Genomic DNA, 26,338 nt, shown 5'->3' with positions numbered 1-26,338 from the left:
ACGTCACCTGAGCTGTCTTGTCGGCAAACCTGATATTCATCGCATAAGCCGGAACTTGCTGGTCAAATATTCTGGTATTGGCGAATTACAGAGTGATATCCCATTTTTTTTATTTTGTTATGTTCCTGCACTTTAGTGAGTTTTCTTTTCTTCCGACAGAATACATTTTGTCTACATTATAATTTTAATTTATGATTCGCACACGAACAATTGATGTTACGCAGGGTTTTAGCATCGTGGCAGTCAATAAAACCTTGCTGTTATAAAGTAATCAGGAGATTCATTTTTATGTCAGACAATAATCCCCGCTCATCCGGCTGGTTAGGCCCGTGGTGCCTGCTGGTGGGTGTGATACTTCTTGTAACGGGGCTCTTTTTTGCTATCGGCGGTTTTAAACTGGTTTCCCTGGGGGGGAGTTGGTATTTTCTCATCGCCGGGGTTATCACTCTGCTCTCTGCGATTCAGTTCTTCCGCCGCAAGTCCTCTGCCGTGGGGCTGTTTGCCCTGGTGTTTCTTGGCACCCTGATTTGGGCATTTTTCGATGCCGGGCTCGACTTCTGGCCGCTGGTTTCCCGTTTAATGGTACCCGCCGGGCTGATGGTGCTGGCAGCTGCCACCTGGCCTGCATTGCGTAAACGTGAAGGAAAACCGTCCTGCGCAAAAGGGGCCCTGGGGGTCTGCGCGGTCCTTATTATTGCCATGGGCGTCACCTTTGTTCAGATGTTTCAACCCCATCCGACCGTGCCGTTTAGCGGTGAAAAACGTCCGCTGGTACCGGTAAAAGATGATGCGAAACAGCAGAACTGGGATCACTACGGTAATACGGCCGGCGGTAGTCGCTTTGTGGCGCTGGACCAGATAACCCGTGACAACGTGAAAAACCTGAAACCGGTCTGGACCTACCATACCGGTGACGTACCGGAAAGTCCGGACGGCAATGGCGCAGAAGATCAGCAAACGCCGCTACAGGTTGGCGATCGTGTCTTCCTCTGTACGCCGCATAACAACGTGATCGCCGTGGATGCCGATAGTGGGAAAGAGATCTGGAAAGCGGAAATCAACGCCAAATCTGCAATCTGGATGCGCTGCCGTGGCCTGGCATACTTTGATGCCACCAAACCGCTGGCACAGCCAACGGTAGCGGGCTCCACGCCGGTTCTGCCAGCGCAGGTCGCACCGGGCGCTGCATGCCAGCGCCGTATCCTGATGAATACTATTGACGGTAAGCTGATCGCGTTAGACGCCGATAACGGCAAATTCTGCCCGGACTTCGGTACTAACGGCAGCGTTAACCTGCATGAAGGGATGGGCGACGCGTCAGATCCCACCTACGTGCTGACGTCGGCCCCGACGCTGGCGGGTACGACGGTTGTCGTTGGTGGCCGCGTTGCGGATAACGTCAGCACCGATATGCCGGGAGGCGTTATACGTGGTTATGACGTGATCACCGGCCAGCTGCGCTGGGCGTTCGACCCGCGTAATCCGGATCCGAACTATGTTCTGAAGCCGGGCGAACACTACAAACGTAGCTCTGCAAACTCCTGGGCCTCTATGTCCTGGGATGCGTCGATGAATACCGTGTTTATCCCGATGGGGAGTTCCTCCGTCGACCTGTGGGGCGCTGACCGTATTCCGGAAGATCATAAATACGCCACCTCAATCCTCGCGCTGGATGCGACTACCGGGAAAGAGAAGTGGGTATACCAGACCGTGCATAACGACCTCTGGGATTTCGATATCCCGATGCAGCCGAGCCTGGTTGATTTCCCGACAAAAGAGGGCAACAAGCCCGCGGTGGTGGTGGGCACCAAAGCGGGGCAAATTTATGTTCTTGATCGCCTGACGGGTAAACCGCTCACTGAAGTGAAAGAGGTTCCGGTAAAACCAGCGGATATTCCACGTGAACAGTACCCGACAACGCAGCCGCGCTCTGTGGGGATGCCGCAGATTGGCGCGGAAACCCTGAAAGAATCGGATATGTGGGGGGCGACGCCGTTTGACCAGCTGGCCTGTCGTATCAGCTTCAAATCAATGCGTTATGACGGTCTGTACACGATGCCGGGAACCGATATTTCCCTGAGCTTCCCGGGCTCGCTGGGGGGAATGAACTGGGGTAGTCTGTCCACGGATCCGAACAACCAGTACATCTTCGTCAACGACATGCGTCTGGGTCTGTGGGTCCAGCTGATTAAACAAGATCCGCAAAGCGCAGTGGCAAACACGGGCGGTGAAGCCGTGAACGCCGGTATGGGCGCTGTTCCGATGAAAGGAACGCCGTATTCGGTCAACAAAAACCGTTTCATGTCACCGCTGGGTATTCCGTGCCAGAAACCACCGTTTGGCTCTCTCTCTGCGATTGACCTGAAAACACAGAAAATCGTCTGGCAGGTGCCGGTCGGTACCGTTCAGGATACCGGTCCGTTTGGGGTAAAAATGCGTATGCAGATGCCTGTCGGTATGCCGACGCTGGGCGGTACGCTGGCCACGCAGGGCGGTCTGGTCTTCATTGCGGGAACCCAGGATTACTACCTGCGCGCCTTTGATTCCTCTACGGGGGAAGAAGTGTGGAAAGCGCGTCTCCCGGTGGGTAGCCAGGGCGGACCTATCAGCTATGTATCACCGAAAACCGGCAAACAGTACATTCTGATCTCTGCTGGCGGTGCGCGCCAGTCGCCGGATCGTGGTGACTACGTGATTGCCTACGCGCTGGATAAATAACAGCGAAATAAACAGCCTGGCCCCGTCGTAGTACGGGGCTTTTTTTTGACTGAAAACCACGCACAGGAAGAAAGCTGCGGTTCCGGTCAGCCCGTGAAAAGCACCCGCCAGCGTCGGCGACGGCGAGTCATCTCGCGCCATAGCGCGACTATCTCGTCAGGTTGCAGGGCATCAATAGCCTGCGGCGTTAACACCGGCAAACCATAGCGCTGGCGCAGGGCGGCCACTGCCGTGGCGCTGGCATCCATCGGTGAGCGGATCTGCGTCGCCAGCTGCTGTCGCAATAGGCTGAACTCGGATTCATCGCACAGCGTCAGCTCTCGCAAAAATCGTTTGCAGCAACCCAACAGGTTCACGGGAGAACGATCAGGCGACTGTAACGCCAGCAGCAGGCCATCGCGATCGGCAATACGCTGATAACGACAGCTGACCACGTAGCCAATCTGCTGTTCCACGCGCAGGCGCTGGAAAAATCGCGGTTCGCAGCATAACGCCAGCAGCCGCAGCGCGGCGAGCGACGCACCCGGCGGCAGGGGAATAAACACCAGCAGCGCCGAATCCTCGCTGGCGTGCGGAATGTGTTCGACCCCGCCGGGACAATCGCTTAACGGCAACGGCTTAGCGTTAACCGGCGCCCGGAGCAGGCCAAGCTGCCGGGCTAACCCGTGCGCGTGTCCGGCGCTGCCGCCAGCTAACGCCGCCAGCCAGCCATTCCGTGACGGTTCCGATGCCAGTCGTTCAGGCAATTGCTTAAGCAACTGACGGATCGCAATGCCATCTGGCGCAGGCGTAATAGCCGGTGTGGGGCGGGAGAGGCGATCGATTATCGCCCCGATGATGGGTTCCGCCATCACCACGGCGTCAGGAAGCCGCAGGGTTAGCTGCCAGCTACCGTCAACCGTTTGCCACTCGCCGCTGCCGCCGATATGGCGCATTTCAGCCAGAAGAGGGCGTAATTGTTTGCCGATCGCCACCCCCTGTGACTCGCTTACGCGCGAATAAAAAGGCCTGCGGAGGATCAGCGTCGGCGCTTGTGCCTGCGCCGGTAAATGCAGCAGCGGAACGGCTTCTGGCGTCAGGGCTGGGGCAGAATATTGGGCAGCCTGCGGGTAGAAGGAAAACGCGGTGGGGCTCTCATCCGCAACCGGCTGGCGACGCCAGTGGCTAAGCGGCAGGGCAAATCCCTGGCTGGAAATTGTCCCGGCGGCTTCCATTTTTTTGCAGGCCAGATATGAGGTGGGCGCCGCCAGTAAGTCGGCACAGAAGGCGGAAAAATCAACCGGCGCCGCGCCGGGCGCAAAACCAAACGCCCGCTGGCGAAGCTGGTCAAGGGCCGACAGGGCGTTAAAGCGCTGCTGTGCCAGCCGATAATAATGCCGCTGTTGCTCTTGCGTCGTTTGCTGTAGGGCCCGCAGCCAGCGCGTGATTTGCGCGTCTATGGCCTCGGGCCGTTCGCCGTCAAGCGTTAGCGCCAGCCAGCCGTAATCGTCATCCTGATAAAGCCAGTCCAGCGATACCTCTTCTGCCAGCCCGCGCGCCCGCAGCCCGTCAATCAGGCTTCCGGGGGCCTCGTCCAGCAAAAATTCCCGAAGAAAGGTGACGTTGTCACTTTTTTGGATCAACGGACAGCGCCACAGCGCGGGTCGCTCCGTCACTGCCAGCTGATAATATGCTTCAGCGCTAAGGCGTAACGGGGGGGCGGCTTCAGGCACGCCACCTGAAGCAAAACCTGTCGCAAACGTATGGGCAAGCTCGGCTAACGCATCCAGCGTTTGCGGTCCCTGTAGCCACAATTGCAGGTGTCCGGCCACATAATAGCGGCGATGAAAGTCGCGCAACGCGGCGTGCAGCGATCCCGTGTCTTGCCCCAGAGAATCATGGCTACCCACCTGAAAACGGCGAAAAACCTTCGGTTGTTCCATCGCGTGGCGCGCCGCGGCTTCGCGCCGGGCGGCATCATGCTGCTGGATAAGCCGGTTTTCCGCATCAATGACCGCCACTTCGCGCTGGATGTCCAGCCGGGAAAGCAGCGGCGCCTGCAACATATCCCGCAGTCGCGCGACGCCGTCGGACAGGTTTTCGGCGGCAACCTCGAAGAAAAAAGCGCTGTGGCGAGCCAGCGTGGTGGCATTGACGTTGCCGCCCTGGCGCTGGACCCAGGCCATGAGTCGATCATCGCCCCGATAGCGCTCGCTACCGCGGAACAGCAGGTGCTCAAGCAAATGCGCAAGACCGGCGAAGCGTGGTGGCTCGTGATGGCTTCCGGCACTCACGCGCGCCAGCGCCGCCGCGCGTGTCGCCTGCGGCTGATGCACCAGCGTTGCGCGTAAACCGCCTGCCAGTTCCACGATGCGGATGGTCATTATCGTTACAGTTCCCGGGTTTTATAGATAAGCTGAGAACGGGTTCGGTTGCGAAACTGAAGCTGACCGATCTTCATATCACTACAGGCTGCTTCGCGTCGCGCCTCGAGGATTTTATGATGATGCGGCGATTTGCTGCACACCGGATCGGCGTTATCCGCATTCCCGGTGAGCATAAAGGCCTGGCAGCGGCAGCCGCCGAAGTCTTTCTCTTTTTCATCGCAGGAGCGGCACGGCTCCGGCATCCAGTCAAACCCGCGATAGCGGTTGAAGCCGAAAGAGTCATACCAGATGGATTCCAGACTCTGCTCAAGCACCGACGGGAAATCCACCGGCAGCTGGCGCGCGCTGTGGCAGGGCAGCGCCGTGCCTTCCGGGGTCACGCTGAGGAAAATCGACCCCCAGCCGCCCATACAGCCTTTTGGCCGCTCTTCGTAATAATCGGGGGTGACGAACAGCAGGTTGGTCAGATTGCCGCTGGCGGCCATTTTTTGCCGATATTCGGCAACCACGCGTTCCGCGCGGGCAATCTGTTCCCGCGTCGGCAGAAGCCCCTGACGATTAAGGAACGCCCAACCGTAGAACTGGCAGGTGGCAAGTTCGACGTCGTCGGCGTCCAGCTCGATGCACAGTTCGATGATTTTATCGATCTGATCGATATTATGCCGGTGCAGGACGAAATTCAGCACCATCGGGTAATCGCGCGCTTTAACCGCTTTGGCCATCGCCAGCTTCTGCTGGAAGGCTTTTTTATTCCCCGCCAGCGCAGCGTTGAGCACTTCATCGCTGGCCTGGAAGCTAATCTGGATATGGTCCAGACCGGCCTCGCTGAATGCGTCGAGCTTGCTTTCCGTCAGGCCAATTCCCGAGGTGATCAGGTTGGTATAAAAACCGAGATCGCGGGCGGCGCGGATCAGCTCCGGCAGATCCTTACGCGTCAACGGTTCGCCGCCGGAAAAACCTATCTGCACGCTGCCCATCGCCCGCGCCTGGCGGAAAACCTCAATCCACTGTTCAGTGGTCAGCTCCTGATCCTGCCGGGCGAAGTCCAGCGGGTTAGAGCAGTAAGGACACTGTAGCGGACAGCGATAGGTCAGCTCCGCCAGCAGCCACAGCGGTGGATTGACGGCAGGTTTATTCTGGCTCACGGAAAATAATCCACTTCTGTTGATAAGCAATTTGCAGGAATTCTACGACGTCGTCATCCACGCCGCCGGCTTCCGGGAACCGTTCGTTGAGTATGGCAATGATGGCCGCCGCGTCGCGTTGGCCATCGACCAGTTCGAGGATCGCGGCGGCGGTCTCATTGAGTTTAGCCATGCCTTCCGGATAGAGGATGACATGGCTGTCCTGAGCGGCTTCCCATTGCAGGCGATAGCCGCGACGAAAGGCGACGATGGAGTTTTTTTGCATGCTTATACCAGTCGGGTTGTGTGCCAGGCCGCTTTGTCGGTGACCGTGTGATAAGGCGGACGCTGTAGCGCGTAGGCCATGGTCATCGCGTCGAGCATCGACCACAGGATATCGAGTTTGAACTGAAGGATCTCCAGCATCCGATTCTGCTTTTCCGCGCTATCGCAATAACGCTTCGCCAGCTCCAGACCATGTTCAACGTCGCGGCTGGCCTGGCTGAGGCGGCTGCGGAAATAAAAATAGCCTTCCTCTTTGATCCACGGGTAGTGCTGTGGCCAGCTGTCGAGACGCGACTGATGGATTTGCGGGGCGAACAGTTCGGTGAGCGAACTGCATGCAGCCTCCTGCCAGTTGGCGCGGCGGGCGAAGTTAACGTAAGCGTCGACGGCGAAACGGACGCCGGGCAGCACGTGGCGTTCGCTGATTAAGTCCTCGCGGCTGAGCCCCACGGCTTCGCCCAGCTGTAGCCAGGCTTCGATACCGCCGTCATGACCGTTGCTGCCGTCGTGATCGAGGATCCGCTGCACCCATTTGCGACGCGTGTGCGGATCCGGGCAGTTCGCCATAATTGCCGCGTCTTTCAGTGGGATCGTCGTCTGGTAGTAAAACCGGTTCGCCACCCAGCCCTGGATCTGCTCGCGGCTGGCCTCGCCGTTATGCATCGCGATATGGTACGGATGGTGAATATGATAGTAGGCGCCTTTCGCCCGAAGGGCGTGCTCAAACTCTTGCGGCGAGAGCGTTTCGCGAATGTGCATAGTTAGTCCTGAAGCGTGATGTTCATCCCGTCCCAGCTCACTTCTATTCCCTGCTGCGCAAGGGCGTGACGCTGCGGCGACTGCTCGTTAAGGATCGGGTTGGTGTTATTAATGTGGATCAGAATCTTGCGCTTTGCCGGCAGCGAGGCCAGCAGCGCCATCATGCCGTGTTCATCGCCGAGCGCCAGATGGCCCATGTCGCGGCCGGTATTGCGCCCGACGCCGGTGGCCTGGAGTTCATCGTCCTGCCAGACGGTGCCGTCAATCAGCAGACAGTCCGCCTTTTTGAGCCACGGCAGGATAGCGTCATCGGGTTCACCGAGACCCGGCGCGTAGAACAGCGTCTGACCGTTGCGGCGGTTTTCGATAAACAGCGCCACGTTATGCCCCGGCAGCGGGCGGTCGCGCCACGGCGAATAGGGCGGTGCGTTACTGGCGATGGGGACAGCGGTAAACTGCAAATCAGGGCAGGCTTCCACGCTAAAGGCGGTGAGCGGCGCAATCGGGTGATGAATAAGGCCGCCGTTCCAGTGCCGGAGCATGGTAAAAATCGGGAATCCGCTGGAAAGATCTTCATGCACCTCCGGCGTACACCATACCTGATGTGGGCACCCTTCGCGCAGGCTGAGCAGCCCGGTGGTGTGGTCAATCTGGCTATCGGTGAGAATAATGCCGCCAATATGCGTGCCGCGCAGAACCTCTTTCTTATTCAGTTCTGGCGTATGGGCAATCTGCTGGCTGATATCGGGGGAGGCGTTACACAGCACCCACTCTTTGCCGTTATCACTGACGATGATCGACGACTGGGTGCGAGGGGTCGCCTGAAGGGTACCGTCGCGCAAACCCTGACAGTTGGCGCAGTTACAGTTCCACTGGGGGAAACCACCGCCAGCGGCGGAACCGAGGACTTTAATAAACATGAAGATGGGCCAGGTAGTCAAACAAAAATGCCCGCACGGATGGCGGGCAGAGCGATTAGCGGTTGGAAATGTACAGGGTCACTTCCAGGCCAAGACGTAAATCAATAAAAGCAGGTTTCTTCCACATCGTTTTTTCCTCTTTAAAAATGCAGCACCAACGCCATTGTTTGTGCCAGTTTTGTGATGGTCATCAAATAATGCGTCACAGGAGGGCAAAGCTCAACCCGAAAGATGTAAGGAATTAACTTAATGTTTACAACGTAACCTATTGTTGCCAAACATTTTGCAATACCTTTTGCCAGTTACCCCACAGCAGCTTATTCAGCACAAATTGATCATAGCCGCTGTCACGCAACGCGCTGATTAGCCGTGGTAAACCACTCACATCGTGTAAGTCATCAGGCAACGTAATACCGTCAAAATCGGAGCCCAGCGCGACATGATCGTCACCCATGATGTTAATAAGATAGTCGATATGGCGAACAATCGTACTCAGCGGGGTATCGCTATCGCGTTTACCGTCGGCGCGCAGAAACGCGTTGCCGAAATTGACGCCAGCCACGCCGCCGCTGTCGCGGATAGCCAGCAGCTGCCGATCGGTCAGATTGCGCGGTTGCGGGCACAGCGTATGGGCGTTGGAGTGGGTGGCGACCAGCGGTGATGAGGAATGACGAGCGGTATCCCAGAACGCCTTTTCATTCATATGCGAAACGTCAATCAGCATGTTCAGGGCGTTAGCGTGCTTAATGAGGGCGATACCCTCTGCGGTAAGCCCTGGGCCGCTGTCCGGGCTGCCGGGAAACGCCCCGTTAATGCCGGTGCCAAAACGGTTAGCAATGTTCCAGAAAGGCCCAATGCTGCGCACCCCGGCGGTATAGAAAGCCTGTAGATCGTCTCCCTCGCCGTCAAAACCGCCCGCGCCCTCAATATGCGCCACCATCGCCAGCACTTTATCCTGACGGCAGCGTTCGATATCCGCCGCGCTCAGGCACAATCGCGCCCGGCCATCGGAGTGGGCGACAAGCTGCTTAAGGATCGTCAGCTGCTGCCAGAGAATGTCGACCGGCTGCCACGGCTCGCTGGCGTATTGTGGCGCCATGCGGGCGATATACTCCTGCGGCGGCACGAACAGCGCGAACAGCCCGCCGGAAAATCCGCCTTGCTGCATGCGCGGATAATCGAGGTGTCCGTTTTCAATGCCGGAGAAGAAGGCCGTTACCGGATCCTGGCGATGGTGAAGCCATAAATTAAGCAACAGGTCATTGTGACCATCAAAAACCGCCATAGCGCATCCCACTGTCTTTTATTGCTGTGAAAGTTGCCTGGCACGATAACCGATTTGTCCGGTCCGGCAAGGAGAAATTTACAACTTAGCAGCAATTGTTAATATCACTTAACAGTGAGGAGATCCGCAAAGCGGGTTGTGTAGCGGGGTGAAAGCATTTCCCGTTTCATCTGCCACGGTTGCTGAATACCCTGTCCCGCGAAGTAAAGCGTGCCACGGCCATTTTCAGCATTCAGATGGTCTAATACATCCATTAACTTTTGGCTGTTTTTCCTGGGGGCGTTGTCGTCAAACAGATTAAGTTGCGCGACGCCCTGGCTATAAAAATCTCCCAGCATCACTCCGGCTTTCTGGTACCGATGGCCGTTCTTCCAGACCGCATCCAGACAACGAACTGATGCGCCGATAATATCCCGGCTATCCTGGGTTGGGGTGAGCAGTTTTACCGACGCGCTATTGCCATAATATGGCTCGTTAAGTGCGAAGGGCGAGGTTTTAACAAATACGGAGATAAAGCGGCAATGCTGATGCTCATTGCGAAGTTTTTCTGCTGCCCGGGCAGCATAACTACAGATGGCCTGGCGTACATCGTCATATTCCGTGATGCGTTCGCCAAACGAGCGCGAACAGACGATTTCTTGCTTTACCGGGGCAAACTCTTCCAGTTCAAGACACGGTTCGCCCCGTAATTCACGCACCGTTCTCTCCAGCACGACATTGAAATGTTTTCTTATGAACCGGATATCGGTGTCTGCCAGTTGCAGGACGGTCTTAATCCCCATCATCTCAAGCTTCTTCGCTATGCGACGTCCTACCCCCCAAACGTCTTCGACGGGTAGCGCCGCCATCAGCTTTCTCTGACGATCCACATTGGATAAATCAACAACGCCTCCCGTCTGGCGCTGCCAGCGTTTTGCCGCGTGATTTGCCAGTTTCGCCAGCGTCTTTGTGGGTGCGATGCCCACCCCGACGGTCAGATGGGTGCGTTGCAGTACGGTCGCTCTCATTTCATGCCCAAAATCGGAAAGATCGCGACAATTACGCACCCCGGTAAGATCGCAAAAGATCTCATCAATGGAGTATATTTCGCTACGAGGCGACATCTCTTCAAGCGTGTTCATTACCCGGTTGGACATATCCGCGTAAAGTTCATAATTACTGCTGAAACAAACCACGCCATGATGCCTGAAGCGATCTTTCTGTTTGAAGTACGGTTCACCCATTTTCACAAAGGGTTTGGCTTCAGCGGAGCGAGAGATGACGCACCCATCGTTATTGGACAACACGACCACCGGTCGTCCCTTCAGGTCCGGGCGAAAAACCGTTTCACAGGAAGCATAGAAAGCGTTCACATCACACAGTGCAAACATGGTCAGCTCGCTCTGGTATCGCCAGGTGGGGTGAAAAACTGCATTATGATCACCGTTAATAAATACTGTATTTATATACAGTATTGTATATTGATAGCAAAGATCAAGGGGGAACGAGGAGTGACGTCGTACGGGTGCAGGAGGGCGAGGGTTATGTCCAGAATGGCGGCGAGGCAAATCTGGCGGAAAGGGTATTTAATGAAATGTTTAAGGAATATAAGTGCCCATACGGCAGGTATGGGCAGTGAAGCCGTCGATATTACTTCTTCTTGTCCATCATCGCCTTGAGATCGGCAAAGGGGTTAAACGTGGCGACACCCACGTCTTTTTGCGCATCCTCACCCGCGACAACGGTGGTGCCATACTGATCCGCTTCGGTGTACTTTGAGTGCTCGTGATCGTGACAAAACAGGCACAACAGCTCCCAGTTACTGCCATCTTCCGGGTTATTGGTGTGATCGTGGTCGATATGGTGAACCGTGAGTTCACGAAGATTTGAATAAACAAACTCACGCGAGCAGCGTCCACAAACCCAGGGGTAGATTTTTAGCGCTTTTTCACGGTAGCCGCTTTCCAGCCGTGCGTAGTTTTTGGGGATCAGAGCCATTGCTGATGTTACCTGTTAAAAAGAGAATAGTTCACACTATATCCCATTATGAGATGTCAGGAGAATGCCTCCTCTGCGGGAAGGCAGCCTGCGATTTGCGTCTTTCTGTCAGTTTATTTGAAGCATTCCGTTAAATAATCACCATTTATTCTCATCCGTTAATGCGTAGAGTAGGGATAACGCAATGCTTTATCAGGATACTCCACTATGAAAAAGATTGGATTTTTGTCGTTTGGTCACTGGACGCCGTCACCCCAGTCCGGCACGCGAACCGCGGCTGACACGCTGCTACAGTCCATCGATCTGGCGGTCGCAGCCGAAGAGCTGGGCGCGGACGGGGCTTATTTCCGTGTGCACCACTTTGCCCGCCAGCTCAGTTCGCCATTCCCCTTGCTGGCGGCAATAGGCGCGAAAACCAAACGCATCGAAATCGGGACGGGCGTGATCGACATGCGGTATGAAAATCCGCTGTATATGGCGGAAGATGCTGGCGCGGCAGATCTCATCTCCGGCGGGCGATTACAGCTTGGTATCAGCCGGGGTTCCCCGGAGCAGGTGATTGATGGCTGGCGTTATTTTGGTTACGTGCCGCAGGAAGGGGAAACCGAATCTGATATGGCGCGCCGCCACACTGAGGTACTGCTTGATGTATTACGCGGTGAAGGGTTTGCGAAGCCTAACCCACAGCCGATGTTCCCAAACCCGCCGGGATTGTTGCGTCTGGAGCCGCATTCAGAAGGCATACGCGATCGTATCTGGTGGGGGGCTGGCTCTAATGCAACGGCAGTATGGGCGGCAAAACTGGGGATGAACCTGCAAAGCTCAACGCTGAAAGATGATGAAACCGACGAGCCGTTCCATATTCAGCAGGCAAAACAGATCCGTGCCTACCGACAGGCCTGGGCTGAGGCAGGGCATTCCCGTCAGCCACGCGTTTCGGTCAGCCGCAGTATTTTTGCCCTGATGGACGAGCGCGACCGGATGTATTTCGGCTCAAGCCGCAATGAGAGCGACAGCGTGGGCTATCTGGATGAGAAAACGCGGGCTATTTTCGGACGCAGCTATGCCGCAGAGCCAGACAAGCTGATTGAACAGTTGAAAAAGGATGAAGCGATCGCGGAAGCGGATACGCTGTTGCTTACCGTGCCGAATCAGCTGGGCGTGGAATACAACGCACATGTGATCGAGTCCATCCTGAAACATGTCGCACCGGAAATGGGGTGGCGCGATCGCAATGCGTAATCTGGCCCTCTGGTATCGCCGGTTTGGTGAGCCTGAATCGGTACTGCAAGCAGAAACCACACCATTGTCCCCGCGACAGCCGGGAGAGATACGTGTGCGCATGCTTTTTTCTCCGGTGAACGCCTCCGATCTCATCCCCATCACCGGGGCATATCGCCATCGCACGCCGCTGCCTGCGATAGCCGGTTATGAAGGGGTCGGAATAGTGACCGAAACGCCCGCCGCTTATCCGGCGCTGCTGGGCAAGCGGGTCCTGCCGTTACGGGGGCAGGGAACCTGGCAGCGCTATGTCGACTGCCCGGCGGCGTATGCGGTTCCCGTCCCGGACGACGTCGACTCGCTTCTTGCCGCGCGGGCGTATATCAATCCGCTTGCCGCACAGATGATGCTGGACCGCTATCCTCCGGTCGGGAAAACGGTGCTGCTCACCGCTGCCGGTTCTGACTGCGCCGTTCTGCTCGGGCAATGGGCACGCCAGGCGGGTGCAGAGGCGGTTTACGGGATCCATCGCTCGCCCGTGCACGCTCAACGTCTGGCTGAAAAGGGGATCGTCCCGATTGCGCAACACGATATGGCCGCCGTCAACGCTGCCGCCGCGCGCGCAGACGTGGTGTACGACGCCACGGGCGGCAGCCTGGCGGAGACGATCCTGAGCGTGATGCCCGAAACCGGCACCTTTGTCTGCTACGGGCTGCTCTCCGGGCAGACCTTCCGGCAGCAGCGGCCGTTGCCGCGCGTGGCGTGGTTTCACATTCGTAACTATCTTGACGCGCTGAGCGCTGAGGCGTGGCAGGCGGAGTTTCGGCGCATCTGGCCTAAACTGCGCGCCAGTCAGTGCAGCGATGTCACCCTCTACCCGCTGTCGGAATGGCAGCGGGCAGTAGGCAACTATCGCGAAGCGGGAAGAACGGGCAAGCCCATGCTGTCGATGGACAATTAATCGGCCTTATGGCTCATGTCGCTCAGCAGTACAGCGATACTTTGTCCACCGGCGGTCTGCTCGAGGCCAATTTTGACAATAATTGTCAGCGGAACGGAGAGCAGCATGCCGACAGGCCCGAGCAGCCAGCCCCAGAAAATCAGGGACAGGAACACTACAAGGGTTGAAAGCCCCAGCCCGCGTCCCATTATCCGTGGTTCAAGAATGTTCCCGAAGACAAGGTTAATCACCAGATAGCCTGCCAGCAGAATCAGGGCATCATACAAACCGCTGAAAACCAGCACCTGAAGGATAGGGGGGATCGCCGCCAGCACGGAGCCGATGTTAGGAATATAGTTGAGCGCAAAGGCCAGCAGCCCCCAGACGAAGGCAAAACGCACATCCAGCGCGGCGAGCATCCCCCAGACCACTAATCCCGTCACCAGGCTGATGGCCGTTTTCAGCACCAGATAGCGTGAAACGCTGTCGAGCGCGCGCTGAATGGCGCCCATTCCCTCTACCGGACGCACCATGATGTGCTGGAGCTTTGCAGGCAGCTGTGGAACTTCCAGCAGCATAAACACAACCGTCAGGAACAGCAGGAAAATTGAGGTCATGGCGTTGGAGAGTTGTGCCAGCAGGCTGGTGACAATCGTCATGGCGGCATTCGGATCGATGTATTTAAGCAGTTCCTCAACCGAGACTTCGATACCCGCGCGTTGCAGCCAGGGTTCAATTTGCAGCAGCGGGGTCGCCAGGGAAGAGCGGTATGTCGGTAGCGTCCGCGCCAGCTCGTTCAGGGAGGTTCCCAGATAGGCGACTAACAGCACCATCGCAACGATAATAATACTGATAAGCAGGCTTATCGCCAGCACACGCGGGATGCGCAGCCGCACCATTCGCTGCACCAGTGGATTGAGGATCACCGCGATAAAAAGCGCCAGGATAAAAGGCACGATGATATCGGCCGCAAAACGAACGCCGGTCAGAATGATCACCAGCATGCCCAGCATGATGACGATCTTAAGCCCGTTGAGGGTGATAATAGGTTTGGCCATGGACGTTCCTGAACAGTTTTTTATTTATAATAGAGGGGAAAGCGGATTAAAAAAACTAACCAAAATCAAACAGACTGGGTAAAGAAATGAAAAGGCTTTGAGTAAATTCCTGGCTTATGATACAAATCAGGCGTGTTCAACTACCGAGGACAATTTTCATCCGCAAAGACGAGAAGCAACACCGCGGATAATTGTAATTTTATGGACAATTTGTTCAGGACGTATTTTTCAAACAACTCTGCTCTGTTTTCAACCTCCCTCTGCCTGCTTTCTGGTGAGCAACACTGGCGTTCCGCGCTATAGTCACGTCTTCTGCCTGAGCTAGCGCTATGCGCTTAGCTAACTGATTTAATTCCCAATTTTTTGGTTTGCTGTCCGCAGTGAGCCTCGATGGATTATATTCTCAAGCAGGAGAAAAAACATGTTTTACTGGATTTTATTAGCTCTGGCGATCGTCGCTGAAATTACCGGCACCTTGTCGATGAAATGGGCGAGCGTGAGTGATGGCAGCACCGGTTTTATTTTGATGCTGGTCATGATTACGCTTTCCTATATTTTCCTCTCTTTCGCGGTTAAAAAAATCGCGCTGGGCGTGGCATACGCATTGTGGGAAGGTGTTGGTATTTTATTGATTACGCTGTTTAGCGTCATGTTATTTGATGAAACCCTGACGACAATGAAAATTGCCGGGCTGACGACCCTGGTCGCGGGTATCGTGCTGATTAAATCGGGTACACGCAAACCGGCAAAACAGCAGAAGGAGCAGACCCATGCAGCAGTTTGAATGGATCCACGCGGCCTGGCTGGCTTTCGCCATCGTTCTGGAAATTATTGCGAACGTCTTTCTGAAGTTTTCCGACGGTTTTCGTCGCAAAGCCTACGGCCTGTTATCGATTGCCGCGGTTCTGGGGGCGTTTAGCGCCCTGTCGCAGGCGGTGAAAGGCATCGATCTGTCCGTGGCCTATGCGCTGTGGGGTGGCTTCGGTATTGCCGCCACCCTGGCGGCAGGCTGGATTATGTTCGGGCAGCGTTTAAACAATAAAGGCTGGATAGGGCTGGTATTACTGCTCGCCGGCATGATCATGATTAAACTGGCCTGAGTGACCTACTGCTGCGCCAGGGCTTCCAGCCGGTCGCGAAAACCGGTCACCGACAACGCCCGGTTATCGGCGCGCCAGCGGTCTTTCGCCGCTGGCGCAGAACTTTGAACGCCAATCAGCTGCCAGCCGTTATCGGTTTTTAACATCAGCGGCGATCCGCTATCACCCGGTAGCGTATCGCACTGATGCGACAGCACGCTGTTTTGCGCCCAACCCGTCACCACGCAGTCCGTATGGGTGTACAGCGAATCGAGGTGATCAACAGGGTAGCCTGACTGCGTTACTTTTCGATCGGCGGCTTTCAGGGCGGCGGTGAGCGCGGCTTTATCGCCATCAAAGAGCGGCAGCGGGGTGATCCCGGACGGCGGATAACGTAAAACGATCAGCCCGAAATCCCAGGAGGCCGCCCCGGGCGGCACAATCCAGCCATCACCATCCGGTTTCAGGCGTTTGCCAAGCGACGGATCCACCCGCCCCTCAATACCGTGAATTTCGTAGCGCCATATTCCTTTTTGCGACACAAAGCGCAGGGCGATCGCTTTATCCGGTTTGCCTTCAGGCGGCATTAACAGGCAATGACCCGCGGTCAGCGCAAGGCGTGGCGTAATGAGGGTTGCAGTACATAAATTGCCGCTGGCGGTTTCCAGTTGCCCGATGGCATCCCAGGGCGATTCGGTAGGATCGGTGACACGCGTACGATCGTCATGACCAAAAAACAGCGTCTTTACCTCTTTGGCGCTAATGGCGTCATCGTCGCCATCATCCGCATGTGAAAAGCCAGCAAAAAGGCTAAACGTTCCCAGTAACAACACAACAGATTTACGCATATCACACTCTGGTGGGGGTAATTATGATTATTAAAAGTGATCCCTATAAAAATACTATAGACGCGACGGCGAGAAAGTGGGAGTAAAATCAGCGTGCTACATTCAGGAAAGATAAAAGTGGCTGGCGATGAGCGCGCATAAAATTAGCAGGATAAGAATGAACTCAAACCGATAGCGCCGCAGCATACGCCCTCCGGATAAAAAAACGGCGCTGACCGCAAACCCGTTCAGCGCCGGTTTACCAACGTGCCCCGAAGGGCACGGTTAAGCTTGTACTCTTACGCTGCTGGCTGTGCAGCAGGTTTAGCCGCTTCGTGTTTTGCTGCTTTTTTGTGATGCTTTTTAGCCGCCTGGGCTTTCTGCTCTACCGCTGGTTTTGCCGCTTTTTTGTGGTGCTTTTTAACGGCCTGCGCTTTCTGTTCTGCCGCTGGTTTAGCCGCTTTGTGATGTTTTTTATGGTGAACCGTTTTGGCCGGAGCAGCGGTGGAAGCCGCAGGCGCTGCGGTGGCGGTAGTTTCAGCCGCGAATGCAGCGGAAGACAGACCCATAGCAGCGGCAACAACCAGAGCTAATACTTTTTTCATTTTCATACCCTCGAATTTGGTTTCTCATTTAACCCCACTGCGGGGCCGTTGAAATAACTATATCCCTGTAAATTCGGGGTTTCCGTGAGTGATTGGTATCGGCGTGTAACCGTATGTACAACGCCGGGGCAGATCCCCGGCGCATTCGGTTATAGGTAGCGGGATGTCAGGTGTTCGCGGAAGTAGCGGATATTCAGATCTTCACCCGTGGCCTGGGTGATGAGCTGCGATGTGCTGAAACGGCTGCCGTGCTGCCAGATATTCTGACGCAGCCAGTCAAACAGCGCCGAGAAATCGCCCCCGGCGATGGATGCCTGCAACCCGGGCAGCGCAGTTTTGGCGGCATGGAACAGCTGTGCCGCATACATTGCCCCCAGCGTGTAAGACGGGAAGTAGCCAAAACCGCCGTCGGTCCAGTGGATATCCTGCATACAGCCGTTGCGATAGTTATCTTTGGTGGATAACCCAAGCCAGGCCTGCATTTTCTCATCCCATAACGCGGGAATATCATCGACTTCAATTTCGCCATTGATTAGCGCGCGCTCGATCTCATAGCGCAGCACCACATGCGCCGGATAGCTCACTTCATCCGCATCAACGCGGATGTAGCCCGGCTTCACGCGCTGGTTCCAGGCAATGAAATTCTCTTCGCTGAATGCCGCCTGGCTGCCGAAACGGGCATGAACCGCCGGAAGCAGATGCTTCAGGAAAGCGTCGCTGCGGCCTAGCTGCATTTCAAAGAACAAGCTCTGGGATTCATGGATCGCCGTAGAGCGCGCCAGCGCAACGGGCTGACCGGCCCATGCTCGCGGAAGGTTTTGCTCGTAGCGGGCATGTCCGGTTTCGTGGATCACGCCGAAAAGCGCGCTGAGCAGTTCATCTTCATCGTAACGCGTGGTGATACGCACATCTTCCGGCACGCCGCCGCAGAACGGGTGGGCGCTAACGTCCAGACGACCGCCGTTAAAATCGAAGCCAAGCATTTTCATCGCTTCCAGGCCCAGCTCGCGCTGCGTGGCGGTCGGGAAGGGACCCTGTGGCGGAACGAACGATCGTTGAGCCTGTTTTTCCACAACCTTTGCCAGCAACTCCGGTAGCCAGGACTTCAGATCGCCGAACAGCACATCCAGGCGAGCGCTGGTCATGTCGGGTTCAAAGATATCCAGCAGCGCGTCGTAAGGCGTGCAGCCTTTAGCTTCAGCGCGCAGGCGGGCTTCTTCACGACTGAGTTTCACCACCTCTTTCAGGTTGGCTGAAAAGCCCTGCCAGTCGTTGGCCGGACGCTGAGTGCGCCACGCGTGTTCACACCTGCTGCCCGCCAGCGATTTGGCCTCCACCAGCGATTCCGGCAGTATAGTTGCCTGCTGGTAGTGGCGCGTCATTTCACGCAGGTTGGCCAGCTCAACGTCGTTCAGATCTTCGTCTGCCGCCGCCGCCAGCCATTCACCCACTTTTTTATCGGTCAGGATCTGATGTTGCAGGACGCTCATCTCCGCCAGCGCTTCACCGCGCGCGGCGCTGCCGCCTGGCGGCATCATGGTGAACATGTCCCAGCTGGCGATGGAGGAGAGGTGAGAGAAGCGGGAGAGGCGCTGGAAGGTGCGGGTGAGTTGTTGATAGTTATTGTTTTTCATGAAGTCCTCGTGTCTGAATCAGCCGATGACAAAAATTAGCATCGGCTCGATTTAAACACGAAGAGGGCTGAATGTTAATGCAGTCGTTTATGCAGGCTCGCGCCCACCAGCAGTGCCGCGCACAGCATCAGCGCGATAAATCCGCCCACGCCGTTCCAGCCGTAGTTATGCCAGAACACCCCGCCGAGCGTACCGGCTATGCTGGAACCAAGATAGTAACTGAACAGATACAGTGACGAAGCCTGACCTTTAGCGCGGCGCGCGCGTGGGCCAATCCAGCTGCTGGCAACGGAATGCGCGGCAAAGAAGCCCGCAGAGAAGAGCAGCATTCCGGCAAAAATCAGCCACAGGGAAGAGAAAAGCGTCATCAGCAGTCCGAACAGCATCACGGCGGTGGATACCAGCATCACCGGACCACGGCCGAAGCGCGCGGTCATGGCGCCCGCTTTTGGCGAACTCCATGTCCCGGTGAGATATGCCACAGAGAGCAAACCCACTAATGCCTGGCTAAGATGCCACGGTGAAAGCATCAGACGATAGCCAATGTAGTTGAACAACGTCACGAACGAGCCCATCAGCAGGAAACCGGTCAGGAACAAACGGGGCAGCCCTTGATCGCGCCAGTGCAGGCGAAAGTTGATAAATAACGTTTTCGGACGCAGGGAGGTCGGGCGGAAATGGCGCGATTCCGGCAGGATTTTCCAGAACATCAGCGCCGAAGCGAGGGCGAAGCAGCCGATAACGGCCAGCGCAATGCGCCAGTTAAAGAAATCAGTAAACACACCGCTGAGCAGGCGTCCGCTCATCCCGCCGATAGAGTTCCCGCTAATGTACAGCCCCATGGAGAAGGCCACGAAACTCGGGTGGATCTCCTCGCTGAGATAGGTCATCCCGACCGCCGCCACGCCGCTCAGGGATAACCCAATCAGCGCGCGCATGATCAGAATGCCGTGCCAGCTGGTCATCATGGTGGACAACAAGGTACACACGGAGGCCAGCATTAACGCCGTTACCATGACCTGCTTACGCCCGATGGCATCCGAAAGTGGCCCGGTGAACAGCAGACCGATCGCCAGCATCCCGGTTGAAATGGAGAGCGAAATACTGCTGCTGGCTGGCGACACGCCAAATTCATGCGACAGAACCGGCAGGATCGGCTGAACGCAGTAGAGCAGGGCGAAAGTGGCGAGACCCGCTGAGAAGAGCGCCAGCGTGACGCGCATAAACTGGGGGGTACCACGTTTAATAAACTGAACCGGCTGCGGTGCTGCGGGTAAATCATCAATGTCGCTGGCCGGCGCGATATCAACGGTCGTTGTACGGCTCACACATAATCCTTGCTTAAACATCCCCGTGGTTTCTGGTGACGGGTATGACCACAAGATTAGGGTAGGAAAATGTAAATATTCTGTCTAATATATTAATAATCTCAAATGATACTTTAAAAATATGAATATCGAGCTGCGCCATCTACGCTATTTTGTCGCCGTCGCCGAAGAGCTGCATTTTGGTCGTGCGGCGGCAAGGCTGAATATCTCTCAGCCACCGCTAAGCCAGCAGATACAGATCCTGGAGCAGCAGGTCGGGGCGCGTCTGCTGGCGCGAACCAACCGCAGCGTGAGCCTGACGGCGGCGGGAAAACAGTTTCTTGCCGATAGCCGACAGATCCTGAGTATGGTGGAGGACGCCGCCGCCAGAGCGGAACGGCTTTATCTCGGGGAGACGGGAGAGCTGCGCATCGGGTTTACCTCATCGGCCCCCTTTATCAGCGCTGTTTCACAAACGCTATCCTCGTTTCGCCGTAACTTTCCGGATGTGCATATTCAGACGCGCGAAATAAATACTCGCGAGCAGATATCGCCGCTTAACGAAGGATCGCTCGATCTGGGGCTGATGCGTAACACGCAGTTGCCTGATACCCTGGCGTGGCAGGTGATCCTGCGCGAACCGCTGATGGCGATGATCCCCCGGGATCATCCGCTCGCCGCGCAGCACAGCGTCACGCTGGCTGAACTGGCGAAAGAGCCATTTGTCTTTTTTGACCCACAGGTGGGAACCGGGTTGTATGACGATATTCTTGGTTTGATGCGGCGATATGGCCTTGTCCCGACTATCGCGCAGGAGGTGGGGGAAGCCATGACGATCATTGGTCTCGTTGCCGCAGGGCTTGGCGTGTCGATTCTCCCGGCCTCGTTTAAACGGGTACAATTGCCGGAAATGCGCTGGGTGAAGATAGCCGAGCAGGATGCAGTCTCAGAGATGTGGCTGGTGTGGTCTAAACATCATGAACAGAGCCATGCGGCACAGCGTTTCAAAGAACAATTAATTACCGCTTCTCGCGGGCGTTATTTATAGGGAAAAGTGGGCGAAAATGTGCAGTAAATCACATGGCTAAGTAAAAATTTGACGTCAGCCATTGAAGTGCTTCACCATAGCCCTCAGTTTATTTCGAAGCTCGAAAATAAGGGAGTACGAGGTGGTTGCTGATAGTCAGCCAGGGCATATCGATCAGATCAAGCAGACCAACGCGGGCGCCGTTTATCGCCTGATTGATCAGCTTGGTCCGGTTTCGCGTATCGATCTTTCGCGCCTGGCACAACTGGCACCCGCCAGTATTACCAAGATTGTCCGCGAAATGCTGGAAGCCCATCTGGTTCAGGAGACAGAAATTCAGGAGCCGGGCAGTCGTGGCCGTCCGGCGGTAGGGCTGGTGGTGGAAACGGAAGCCTGGCACTACCTGTCGCTGCGGATTAGCCGCGGGGAAATCTTCCTCGCGCTGCGCGACCTCAGCAGCAAGCTGGTGGTGGAAGACCGGCTGGAACTCCCGCTCGATGCAGAGCAACCACTTCTCGATGCCATTCTGACCCACATCGACCAGTTCTTTATTCGTCACCAGCAGCGTCTTGAACGTTTAACGGCGATTGCGATCACCCTGCCGGGAATTATTGATACCGAAAATGGCATTGTGCACCGCATGCCGTTTTATGAAAACGTCAAAGAGATGCCGCTGGGCGACGTGCTGGAAAACCACACCGGTGTACCGGTCTATATTCAGCATGATATCAGCGCCTGGACGATGGCGGAGGCGTTGTTTGGCGCTTCCCGGGGCGCGCGCGACGTGATTCAGGTGGTGATTGATCATAACGTTGGCGCTGGTGTGATTACCGACGGGCGTCTGTTGCATGCTGGCAGCAGTAGCCTGGTGGAGATCGGCCATACGCAGGTCGATCCGTACGGAAAACGCTGCTACTGCGGTAACCATGGCTGTCTGGAGACGATTGCCAGCGTCGAAAGCGTGCTGGAGCTGGCGCAAGTGCGGCTCAGCCAGTCGATGAGCTCCACGCTGCACGGTCAACCGTTAAGCGTCGAGGCACTGTGCGCTGCGGCAAGGCAGGGCGATCTGCTGGCGAAGGACATTATTACCGGCGTGGGCAATAATGTCGGGCGCATTCTGGCCATTATGGTGAATCTGTTTAACCCGCAAAAAATACTGATCGGCTCCCCGCTCAGCCAGGCGGCGGATATCCTCTTTCCGGCGATTTCCGCCTGCATCAATCAGCAGGCGCTTCCCGCGTACAGTAAAAACATCGTGGTCGAAAGTACGCAATTTTCCAACCAGGGCACGATGGCCGGCGCCGCGCTGGTAAAAGATGCGATGTACAACGGCTCGTTACTGATTCGTTTGCTACAGGGCTAACTCTTTTCCAGAGATGTACGAAAAATTGCGCTATCTCAAGCCCGGTAGCGCACGCATCCCGTAGACTTTCCCCACTGAATTATTTACCTGGTTTATATTTTGAAGCATACCCAAGAGGTGGAATGAGTCATGCTTAAGCGTTTCTTTATTACTGGTACGGATACGTCTGTCGGGAAGACAGTCGTATCCCGCGCGTTACTCCAGGCCCTGGCGGCAAGCGGTAAACGCGTTGCAGGATACAAGCCGGTTGCAAAAGGCAGTAAAGAGACGCCAGAAGGGCTGCGCAATAAGGACGCCCTGGTTCTGCAAAGCGTCTCGTCTCTGGAACTGCCTTATGATGCCGTCAATCCTATCGCGTTAAGCGAAGAGGAAAGCAGCGTCGCTCACAGTGGGCTTATCAACTACAGCCTGCTTTCTGATGGCCTGGCAAATCTGAGTGAAAAGGTTGACCACGTTGTCGTTGAAGGGACCGGTGGCTGGCGCAGCCTGATGAACGATTTACGTCCCCTTTCCGAATGGGTGGTGCAGGAGCAATTGCCGGTGATTATGGTCGTGGGCATCCAGGAAGGGTGCATCAACCATGCCTTGCTGACGGCGCAGGCTATCGCTAATGACGGCCTGCCGCTGATTGGTTGGGTGGCGAATCGTATTAACCCGGGCCTTGCGCACTACGCTGAAATCATCGACGTGCTGAGCAAAAAGCTGCCTGGCCCGCTGGTAGGCGAACTGCCTTATCTGCCCCGCGCAGAGCAGCGCGAATTAGCGCACTATATCGATCTCTCGGCTTTCGGCGGTATGCTGGCCGTAGATCGAGTCGTGGCGTAGCGTTCTCGACAATACCGACGCCACAACACAGGCAACCAGCAAACCGGGAAGTAAAAAATACTGCCCGGTCATCTCACAGACCATCAAGGCCGACATGATTGGCGCATGCGTTGTGGCGGCGAGCAGCGTCGCCATTCCCGCCAGCCCAAGCAGGATCGCCGTCTCAGAGCCAGGAAACCACAGCGCAAAGATCTGCGCAAACAGCATTCCCGTTGCCATACCAACGAACAAGGTTGGCGTGAACACGCCTCCCGGCGCGCCGGACCCGCTGCTTGCCAGTACCGCCAGCAGCTTGCAAATAAAGACGCCAGCAATCACCGACAGCAGCGGCGGCGACTGCAAAAACGCCTGAACCACGCTATAGCCATTCCCCCATACTTTTGGCGTCAGCAGCGACAGCAGCCCGACGATCAGACCACCCAGCGCCAGCTGCCACGGCGGTGAGAGTTTGAGACGCAGAAACAGCCTGTGGCTGGCCGCCATCAGCCACATCAGCAGCGGGCCGCAAACGCCAGCCAGCAGGCCCACGCCAACGATCAGGAAATAATCCACCGCCGTAAGCATCTCGCTGAGATGGACATCATATAGCGTATTCGCGCCGGGACTTAACAGGCGGGTGGTCAGCAGGGCCACTACAGCGGCAATCACCACCGGGCCGAGGGAGGCCAGCATCAGCGTGCCAAACAGGATCTCTGCGATAAACAGGCTGCCCGCCAGCGGCGCATGATAGGCGCTGGCCATCCCGGCGGCGGCACCGCAGGCGATCCACAGTTTCCATTCGGATTTTGGCGTACAACGTTGTGCAAAAAAGGAGGCGGCGAGGGCGGCGAGCAGGATCATGGCACCTTCACGGCCGATGGCGCTGCCGCTGGCGACCACCAGCAACGACGCGAGGGATTTCACCAGGCTGGCGCCGTAATCAAACTGGCCGTCACCTGTTTCCAGCGCTTCCATATAATCGGTGGGGGCGTGGGGACGTTGTGCCGTCATGCGCTGCCATCCCCACAGTAGCACTCCCGCGGCCAGACCACCTAGCGCAGGCGTCAGCGCCCGCCGCCAGGGCGATAACGCGGCTGCGGCGTTCACCAGACTTCCGCTTTCGTTGCTGAGAAATAGCCACTCCAGCAGATACATGCTGTGGCGGAACACCGCAACGGCCAGCGCCGCCAGCACGCCGGTGACGGTAGCAATCAGGAGACGGCGAAACATCGCGCGGATGTCGGGGTAAGCGTGAAGACGTTGCATGAAGTCGTGATTTAACGGGGACGATACAATATTGTGGCGGGAAATCGGGAGGTTAGCAAAAGGTATGCGTGCGGAAAATGGCCGGGCAGTACCCGGCCTGAATGCTTAACTTTCGCTATGAATATTTAATGCCCGGCGCGTACGCCCTGAACTCAAATACTCCGCAATATAATCCTGGGATATCTCGCCGTTATAGCGTCCGTCCTCGTCCACAATCGGCATCCAGCTGGTGTTGCTCTCATACAGGCGAGAAAGCACCACGCGCAGGTTATCCTCGGCCTTACCGGTCATACGGAACGGATGCAGAATATCCCCGCAGCTGCCGCTGGCGTTACGCGCTTCGCGGCGCTTCACAAAGCCGAGCGGTTTGCCGTGCTCATCAACCACGGTAATGGCGCGAATATCGTTGTCATCCATGGTGGCGAAGGCCTCCGGCAGCGGCGTCGATTCGCGTACCGTAATGGTAGGCTGCTGGTCGGTGACGTCGCCCGCCGATACCAGCAGCAGGCGTTTCAACGTCCGGTCCTGACCAACAAACGAGCCAACAAACTCATTCGCGGGTTTCGCCAGCAGCTCGTCCGGGCTGGCGCACTGCACGATACGCCCCTGACGGAAGACGGCAATACGGTCGCCCAGCTTCAGCGCTTCGTCAATATCGTGGCTCACCAGCATCACGGTCTTTTTCAGCTTGCGCTGCATCTCAAGGAATTGGTTCTGGATCACCTCACGGTTGATCGGGTCGACTGCACCGAACGGTTCATCCATCAGCAGGACCGGAGGATCGGCTGCCAGCGCGCGGATGACGCCGATACGCTGCTGCTGCCCGCCGGACATTTCGCGCGGATAGCGGTGAAGGAATTTATGCGGATCCATTGCCACCATATCCATCAGCTCTTCGGCACGGGATTTACAGCGTGCCTTGTCCCAGCCCAGCATGCGCGGCACGACGGTAATGTTCTCTTCGATGGTCATGTTCGGGAACAGGCCAATCTGCTGGATCACGTAGCCAATGTTGCGGCGCAGGGTCACGGTGTCCATTCCGCTGGTGTCTTCGCCGTTAATCAGGATTGTCCCGCTACTTGGCGTAATGAGACGGTTGATCATCTTCAGGGTAGTGGTTTTCCCGCAGCCGGACGGGCCGAGCAGCACGCACATTTCCCCTTCAGGCACGTTCAGGTTGACGTTGTCGACGGCCTTAAACGTCTGGCCGTGTTTCTGTGAAAATTGTTTGGTGAGGTTTTCCAGTTTTATCATAACTGCCTACTTCCTTTTAAAGTCAGTAAGTTAGATAACCCTGTGATCTGTAATTGTGTTAGGCGTGTAGGAATAATGCAAGCGCTTCTATACACAGGGTTGTAAGGTTATGAAAGTATAGACAATAAAAAAGTCCCCTCCATTCGGAAAGGGCTTAAAACTGGTTTGTGTTCATTTTCTGGATTGTCTTAGTAACCTCACGATGGGATTACCGGATTCATCATAGTAGCGTGTAAACCAGCACGATCTAAACGCTGCATCACGGTAGTTAATACACGGCGTGATGTTTTTAGTTTTTTAGAGATGTTGTTTAGTGAAACAGTTACAGATTCATTTTCACCATTTGCAGCAGTTACCAGATAGCCGAAAACTACTAGATCCAAAGTGGTGATATATGAGGGCAGATTTAATAGTTCTGCACGAGGGATTAAAAAGCTTTCCATCTGGTAGCTCTCCTATGAAATTGTTTAGATATGGCATAGGTACTATCAGATAGAAAATCGTTCTAGGGGGTGAATG

Annotated in this window: 26 protein-coding genes; 8 read left to right on the top strand and 18 right to left on the bottom strand. The window is 56.0% G+C overall.

Features of this window, described 5'->3' with window-relative positions; genetic code table 11:
* Positions 1-288: 288 nt before the first annotated feature.
* Positions 289-2,718 carry a glucose/quinate/shikimate family membrane-bound PQQ-dependent dehydrogenase gene (locus SK53_RS05570; RefSeq protein ID WP_048208759.1) on the top strand — a complete coding sequence of 810 codons (2,430 nt, stop codon included), beginning with the start codon at positions 289-291 and terminating at the stop codon, positions 2,716-2,718.
* A gap of 86 nt (positions 2,719-2,804) precedes the next feature.
* On the opposite strand, the gene pqqF is transcribed toward SK53_RS05570, so the two are convergent.
* The 9 genes from pqqF to yajD form a co-directional block, all read right to left on the bottom strand.
* The gene (gene pqqF / locus SK53_RS05565) at positions 2,805-5,081 is read right to left on the bottom strand and encodes a pyrroloquinoline quinone biosynthesis protein PqqF (protein ID WP_048208757.1); all 2,277 of its coding nucleotides are present in this window, start codon (positions 5,079-5,081) and stop codon (positions 2,805-2,807) included.
* Between the two features lie 5 nt (positions 5,082-5,086).
* Complete coding sequence (pqqE, locus tag SK53_RS05560) at positions 5,087-6,229, bottom strand: pyrroloquinoline quinone biosynthesis protein PqqE (protein WP_022651046.1); 1,143 nt, start codon at positions 6,227-6,229, stop codon at positions 5,087-5,089.
* Entirely contained in the window at positions 6,216-6,494 is a 279-nt protein-coding gene (gene pqqD, locus SK53_RS05555) for a pyrroloquinoline quinone biosynthesis peptide chaperone PqqD (protein WP_003857508.1), read from the bottom strand. The genes pqqE and pqqD overlap by 14 nt, the downstream gene beginning before the upstream one ends.
* Positions 6,495-6,496: 2 nt before the next feature.
* The gene (pqqC, locus tag SK53_RS05550) at positions 6,497-7,252 is read right to left on the bottom strand and encodes a pyrroloquinoline-quinone synthase PqqC (protein WP_003857506.1); all 756 of its coding nucleotides are present in this window, start codon (positions 7,250-7,252) and stop codon (positions 6,497-6,499) included.
* 2 nt (positions 7,253-7,254) lie between these two features.
* Complete coding sequence (gene pqqB / locus SK53_RS05545) at positions 7,255-8,172, bottom strand: pyrroloquinoline quinone biosynthesis protein PqqB (RefSeq protein ID WP_003857504.1); 918 nt, start codon at positions 8,170-8,172, stop codon at positions 7,255-7,257.
* A gap of 55 nt (positions 8,173-8,227) precedes the next feature.
* A complete protein-coding gene (gene pqqA / locus SK53_RS22525; RefSeq protein ID WP_002905689.1) occupies positions 8,228-8,299 on the bottom strand; it encodes a pyrroloquinoline quinone precursor peptide PqqA in 72 nt (23 codons plus the stop codon).
* 138 nt (positions 8,300-8,437) lie between these two features.
* Positions 8,438-9,457 carry a dipeptidase gene (locus SK53_RS05540; protein WP_048208754.1) on the bottom strand — a complete coding sequence of 340 codons (1,020 nt, stop codon included), beginning with the start codon at positions 9,455-9,457 and terminating at the stop codon, positions 8,438-8,440.
* Between the two features lie 104 nt (positions 9,458-9,561).
* Positions 9,562-10,827, bottom strand: a complete 1,266-nt coding sequence (locus tag SK53_RS05535) for a Y-family DNA polymerase (protein WP_003857473.1) — start codon at positions 10,825-10,827, stop codon at positions 9,562-9,564.
* 259 nt (positions 10,828-11,086) lie between these two features.
* On the bottom strand, positions 11,087-11,434 hold the full coding sequence (gene yajD, locus SK53_RS05530; protein ID WP_003857471.1) for an HNH nuclease YajD: 348 nt from the start codon (positions 11,432-11,434) through the stop codon (positions 11,087-11,089).
* Between the two features lie 207 nt (positions 11,435-11,641).
* On the opposite strand from yajD, the gene SK53_RS05525 reads away from it, so the two are divergent.
* Both SK53_RS05525 and SK53_RS05520 read left to right on the top strand, forming a co-directional pair.
* Positions 11,642-12,676, top strand: a complete 1,035-nt coding sequence (locus SK53_RS05525; RefSeq protein ID WP_048208752.1) for an LLM class flavin-dependent oxidoreductase — start codon at positions 11,642-11,644, stop codon at positions 12,674-12,676.
* A complete protein-coding gene (locus tag SK53_RS05520; RefSeq protein WP_045337356.1) occupies positions 12,669-13,616 on the top strand; it encodes a zinc-dependent alcohol dehydrogenase family protein in 948 nt (315 codons plus the stop codon). Before SK53_RS05525 ends, SK53_RS05520 begins: the two co-directional genes overlap by 8 nt.
* Here SK53_RS05520 and SK53_RS05515 read toward each other — a convergent pair.
* Positions 13,613-14,653, bottom strand: coding sequence for an AI-2E family transporter (locus SK53_RS05515; protein ID WP_003857467.1), 1,041 nt, complete (start codon positions 14,651-14,653; stop codon positions 13,613-13,615). The genes SK53_RS05520 and SK53_RS05515 overlap by 4 nt on opposite strands.
* A gap of 421 nt (positions 14,654-15,074) precedes the next feature.
* Between SK53_RS05515 and mdtJ the strand changes: the two genes are divergently transcribed.
* Both mdtJ and mdtI read left to right on the top strand, forming a co-directional pair.
* A complete protein-coding gene (mdtJ, locus tag SK53_RS05510; protein WP_003857465.1) occupies positions 15,075-15,437 on the top strand; it encodes a multidrug/spermidine efflux SMR transporter subunit MdtJ in 363 nt (120 codons plus the stop codon).
* Positions 15,424-15,753 carry a multidrug/spermidine efflux SMR transporter subunit MdtI gene (gene mdtI, locus SK53_RS05505; protein ID WP_003857463.1) on the top strand — a complete coding sequence of 110 codons (330 nt, stop codon included), beginning with the start codon at positions 15,424-15,426 and terminating at the stop codon, positions 15,751-15,753. The genes mdtJ and mdtI overlap by 14 nt, the downstream gene beginning before the upstream one ends.
* Before the next feature lie 5 nt (positions 15,754-15,758).
* Here mdtI and SK53_RS05500 read toward each other — a convergent pair whose 3' ends face one another.
* The 5 genes from SK53_RS05500 to SK53_RS05485 form a co-directional block, all read right to left on the bottom strand.
* On the bottom strand, positions 15,759-16,580 hold the full coding sequence (locus tag SK53_RS05500) for a trypsin-like serine peptidase (RefSeq protein ID WP_003857461.1): 822 nt from the start codon (positions 16,578-16,580) through the stop codon (positions 15,759-15,761).
* Between the two features lie 102 nt (positions 16,581-16,682).
* Positions 16,683-16,766 (bottom strand): small membrane protein YdgU, encoded by an 84-nt coding sequence (locus SK53_RS24035; protein WP_057979992.1) that lies wholly within the window; start codon positions 16,764-16,766, stop codon positions 16,683-16,685.
* A gap of 92 nt (positions 16,767-16,858) precedes the next feature.
* Positions 16,859-17,164, bottom strand: a complete 306-nt coding sequence (asr, locus tag SK53_RS05495; RefSeq protein WP_023314057.1) for an acid resistance repetitive basic protein Asr — start codon at positions 17,162-17,164, stop codon at positions 16,859-16,861.
* A gap of 149 nt (positions 17,165-17,313) precedes the next feature.
* Positions 17,314-18,798, bottom strand: a complete 1,485-nt coding sequence (locus SK53_RS05490) for a carboxypeptidase M32 (RefSeq protein ID WP_048208749.1) — start codon at positions 18,796-18,798, stop codon at positions 17,314-17,316.
* Between the two features lie 74 nt (positions 18,799-18,872).
* Positions 18,873-20,126, bottom strand: coding sequence for an MFS transporter (locus SK53_RS05485; RefSeq protein ID WP_003857455.1), 1,254 nt, complete (start codon positions 20,124-20,126; stop codon positions 18,873-18,875).
* 121 nt (positions 20,127-20,247) lie between these two features.
* On the opposite strand from SK53_RS05485, the gene SK53_RS05480 reads away from it, so the two are divergent.
* The 3 genes from SK53_RS05480 (at position 20,248) to bioD (ending at position 23,320) form a co-directional block, all read left to right on the top strand.
* On the top strand, positions 20,248-21,153 hold the full coding sequence (locus tag SK53_RS05480; protein ID WP_003857454.1) for a LysR family transcriptional regulator: 906 nt from the start codon (positions 20,248-20,250) through the stop codon (positions 21,151-21,153).
* Between the two features lie 121 nt (positions 21,154-21,274).
* Positions 21,275-22,495 carry a sugar metabolism global transcriptional regulator Mlc gene (gene mlc, locus SK53_RS05475; protein WP_032658277.1) on the top strand — a complete coding sequence of 407 codons (1,221 nt, stop codon included), beginning with the start codon at positions 21,275-21,277 and terminating at the stop codon, positions 22,493-22,495.
* Positions 22,496-22,624: 129 nt separating this feature from the next.
* A complete protein-coding gene (gene bioD / locus SK53_RS05470) occupies positions 22,625-23,320 on the top strand; it encodes a dethiobiotin synthase (RefSeq protein ID WP_015570628.1) in 696 nt (231 codons plus the stop codon).
* Here bioD and clcB read toward each other — a convergent pair.
* From clcB to SK53_RS23535, 3 genes are all read right to left on the bottom strand, one after another.
* Entirely contained in the window at positions 23,255-24,565 is a 1,311-nt protein-coding gene (gene clcB, locus SK53_RS05465) for a voltage-gated ClC-type chloride channel ClcB (RefSeq protein ID WP_003857448.1), read from the bottom strand. The genes bioD and clcB overlap by 66 nt on opposite strands.
* A gap of 105 nt (positions 24,566-24,670) precedes the next feature.
* The gene (gene osmV, locus SK53_RS05460) at positions 24,671-25,819 is read right to left on the bottom strand and encodes an osmoprotectant ABC transporter ATP-binding protein OsmV (RefSeq protein ID WP_003857446.1); all 1,149 of its coding nucleotides are present in this window, start codon (positions 25,817-25,819) and stop codon (positions 24,671-24,673) included.
* 197 nt (positions 25,820-26,016) lie between these two features.
* Positions 26,017-26,262: a hypothetical protein gene (locus SK53_RS23535; RefSeq protein ID WP_126336246.1), complete on the bottom strand. Its 246-nt coding sequence runs from the start codon at positions 26,260-26,262 to the stop codon at positions 26,017-26,019.
* Between the last annotated feature and the right edge of the window lie 76 nt (positions 26,263-26,338).

The organism is Enterobacter sp. MGH119, assembly GCF_001037675.1.
Classification (GTDB): Bacteria; Pseudomonadota; Gammaproteobacteria; order Enterobacterales; family Enterobacteriaceae; genus Enterobacter; species Enterobacter hormaechei_C.
The sequence above is the reverse complement of the archived record's forward strand: the minus strand, read 5'-3'. Positions and strand labels throughout refer to the sequence as shown.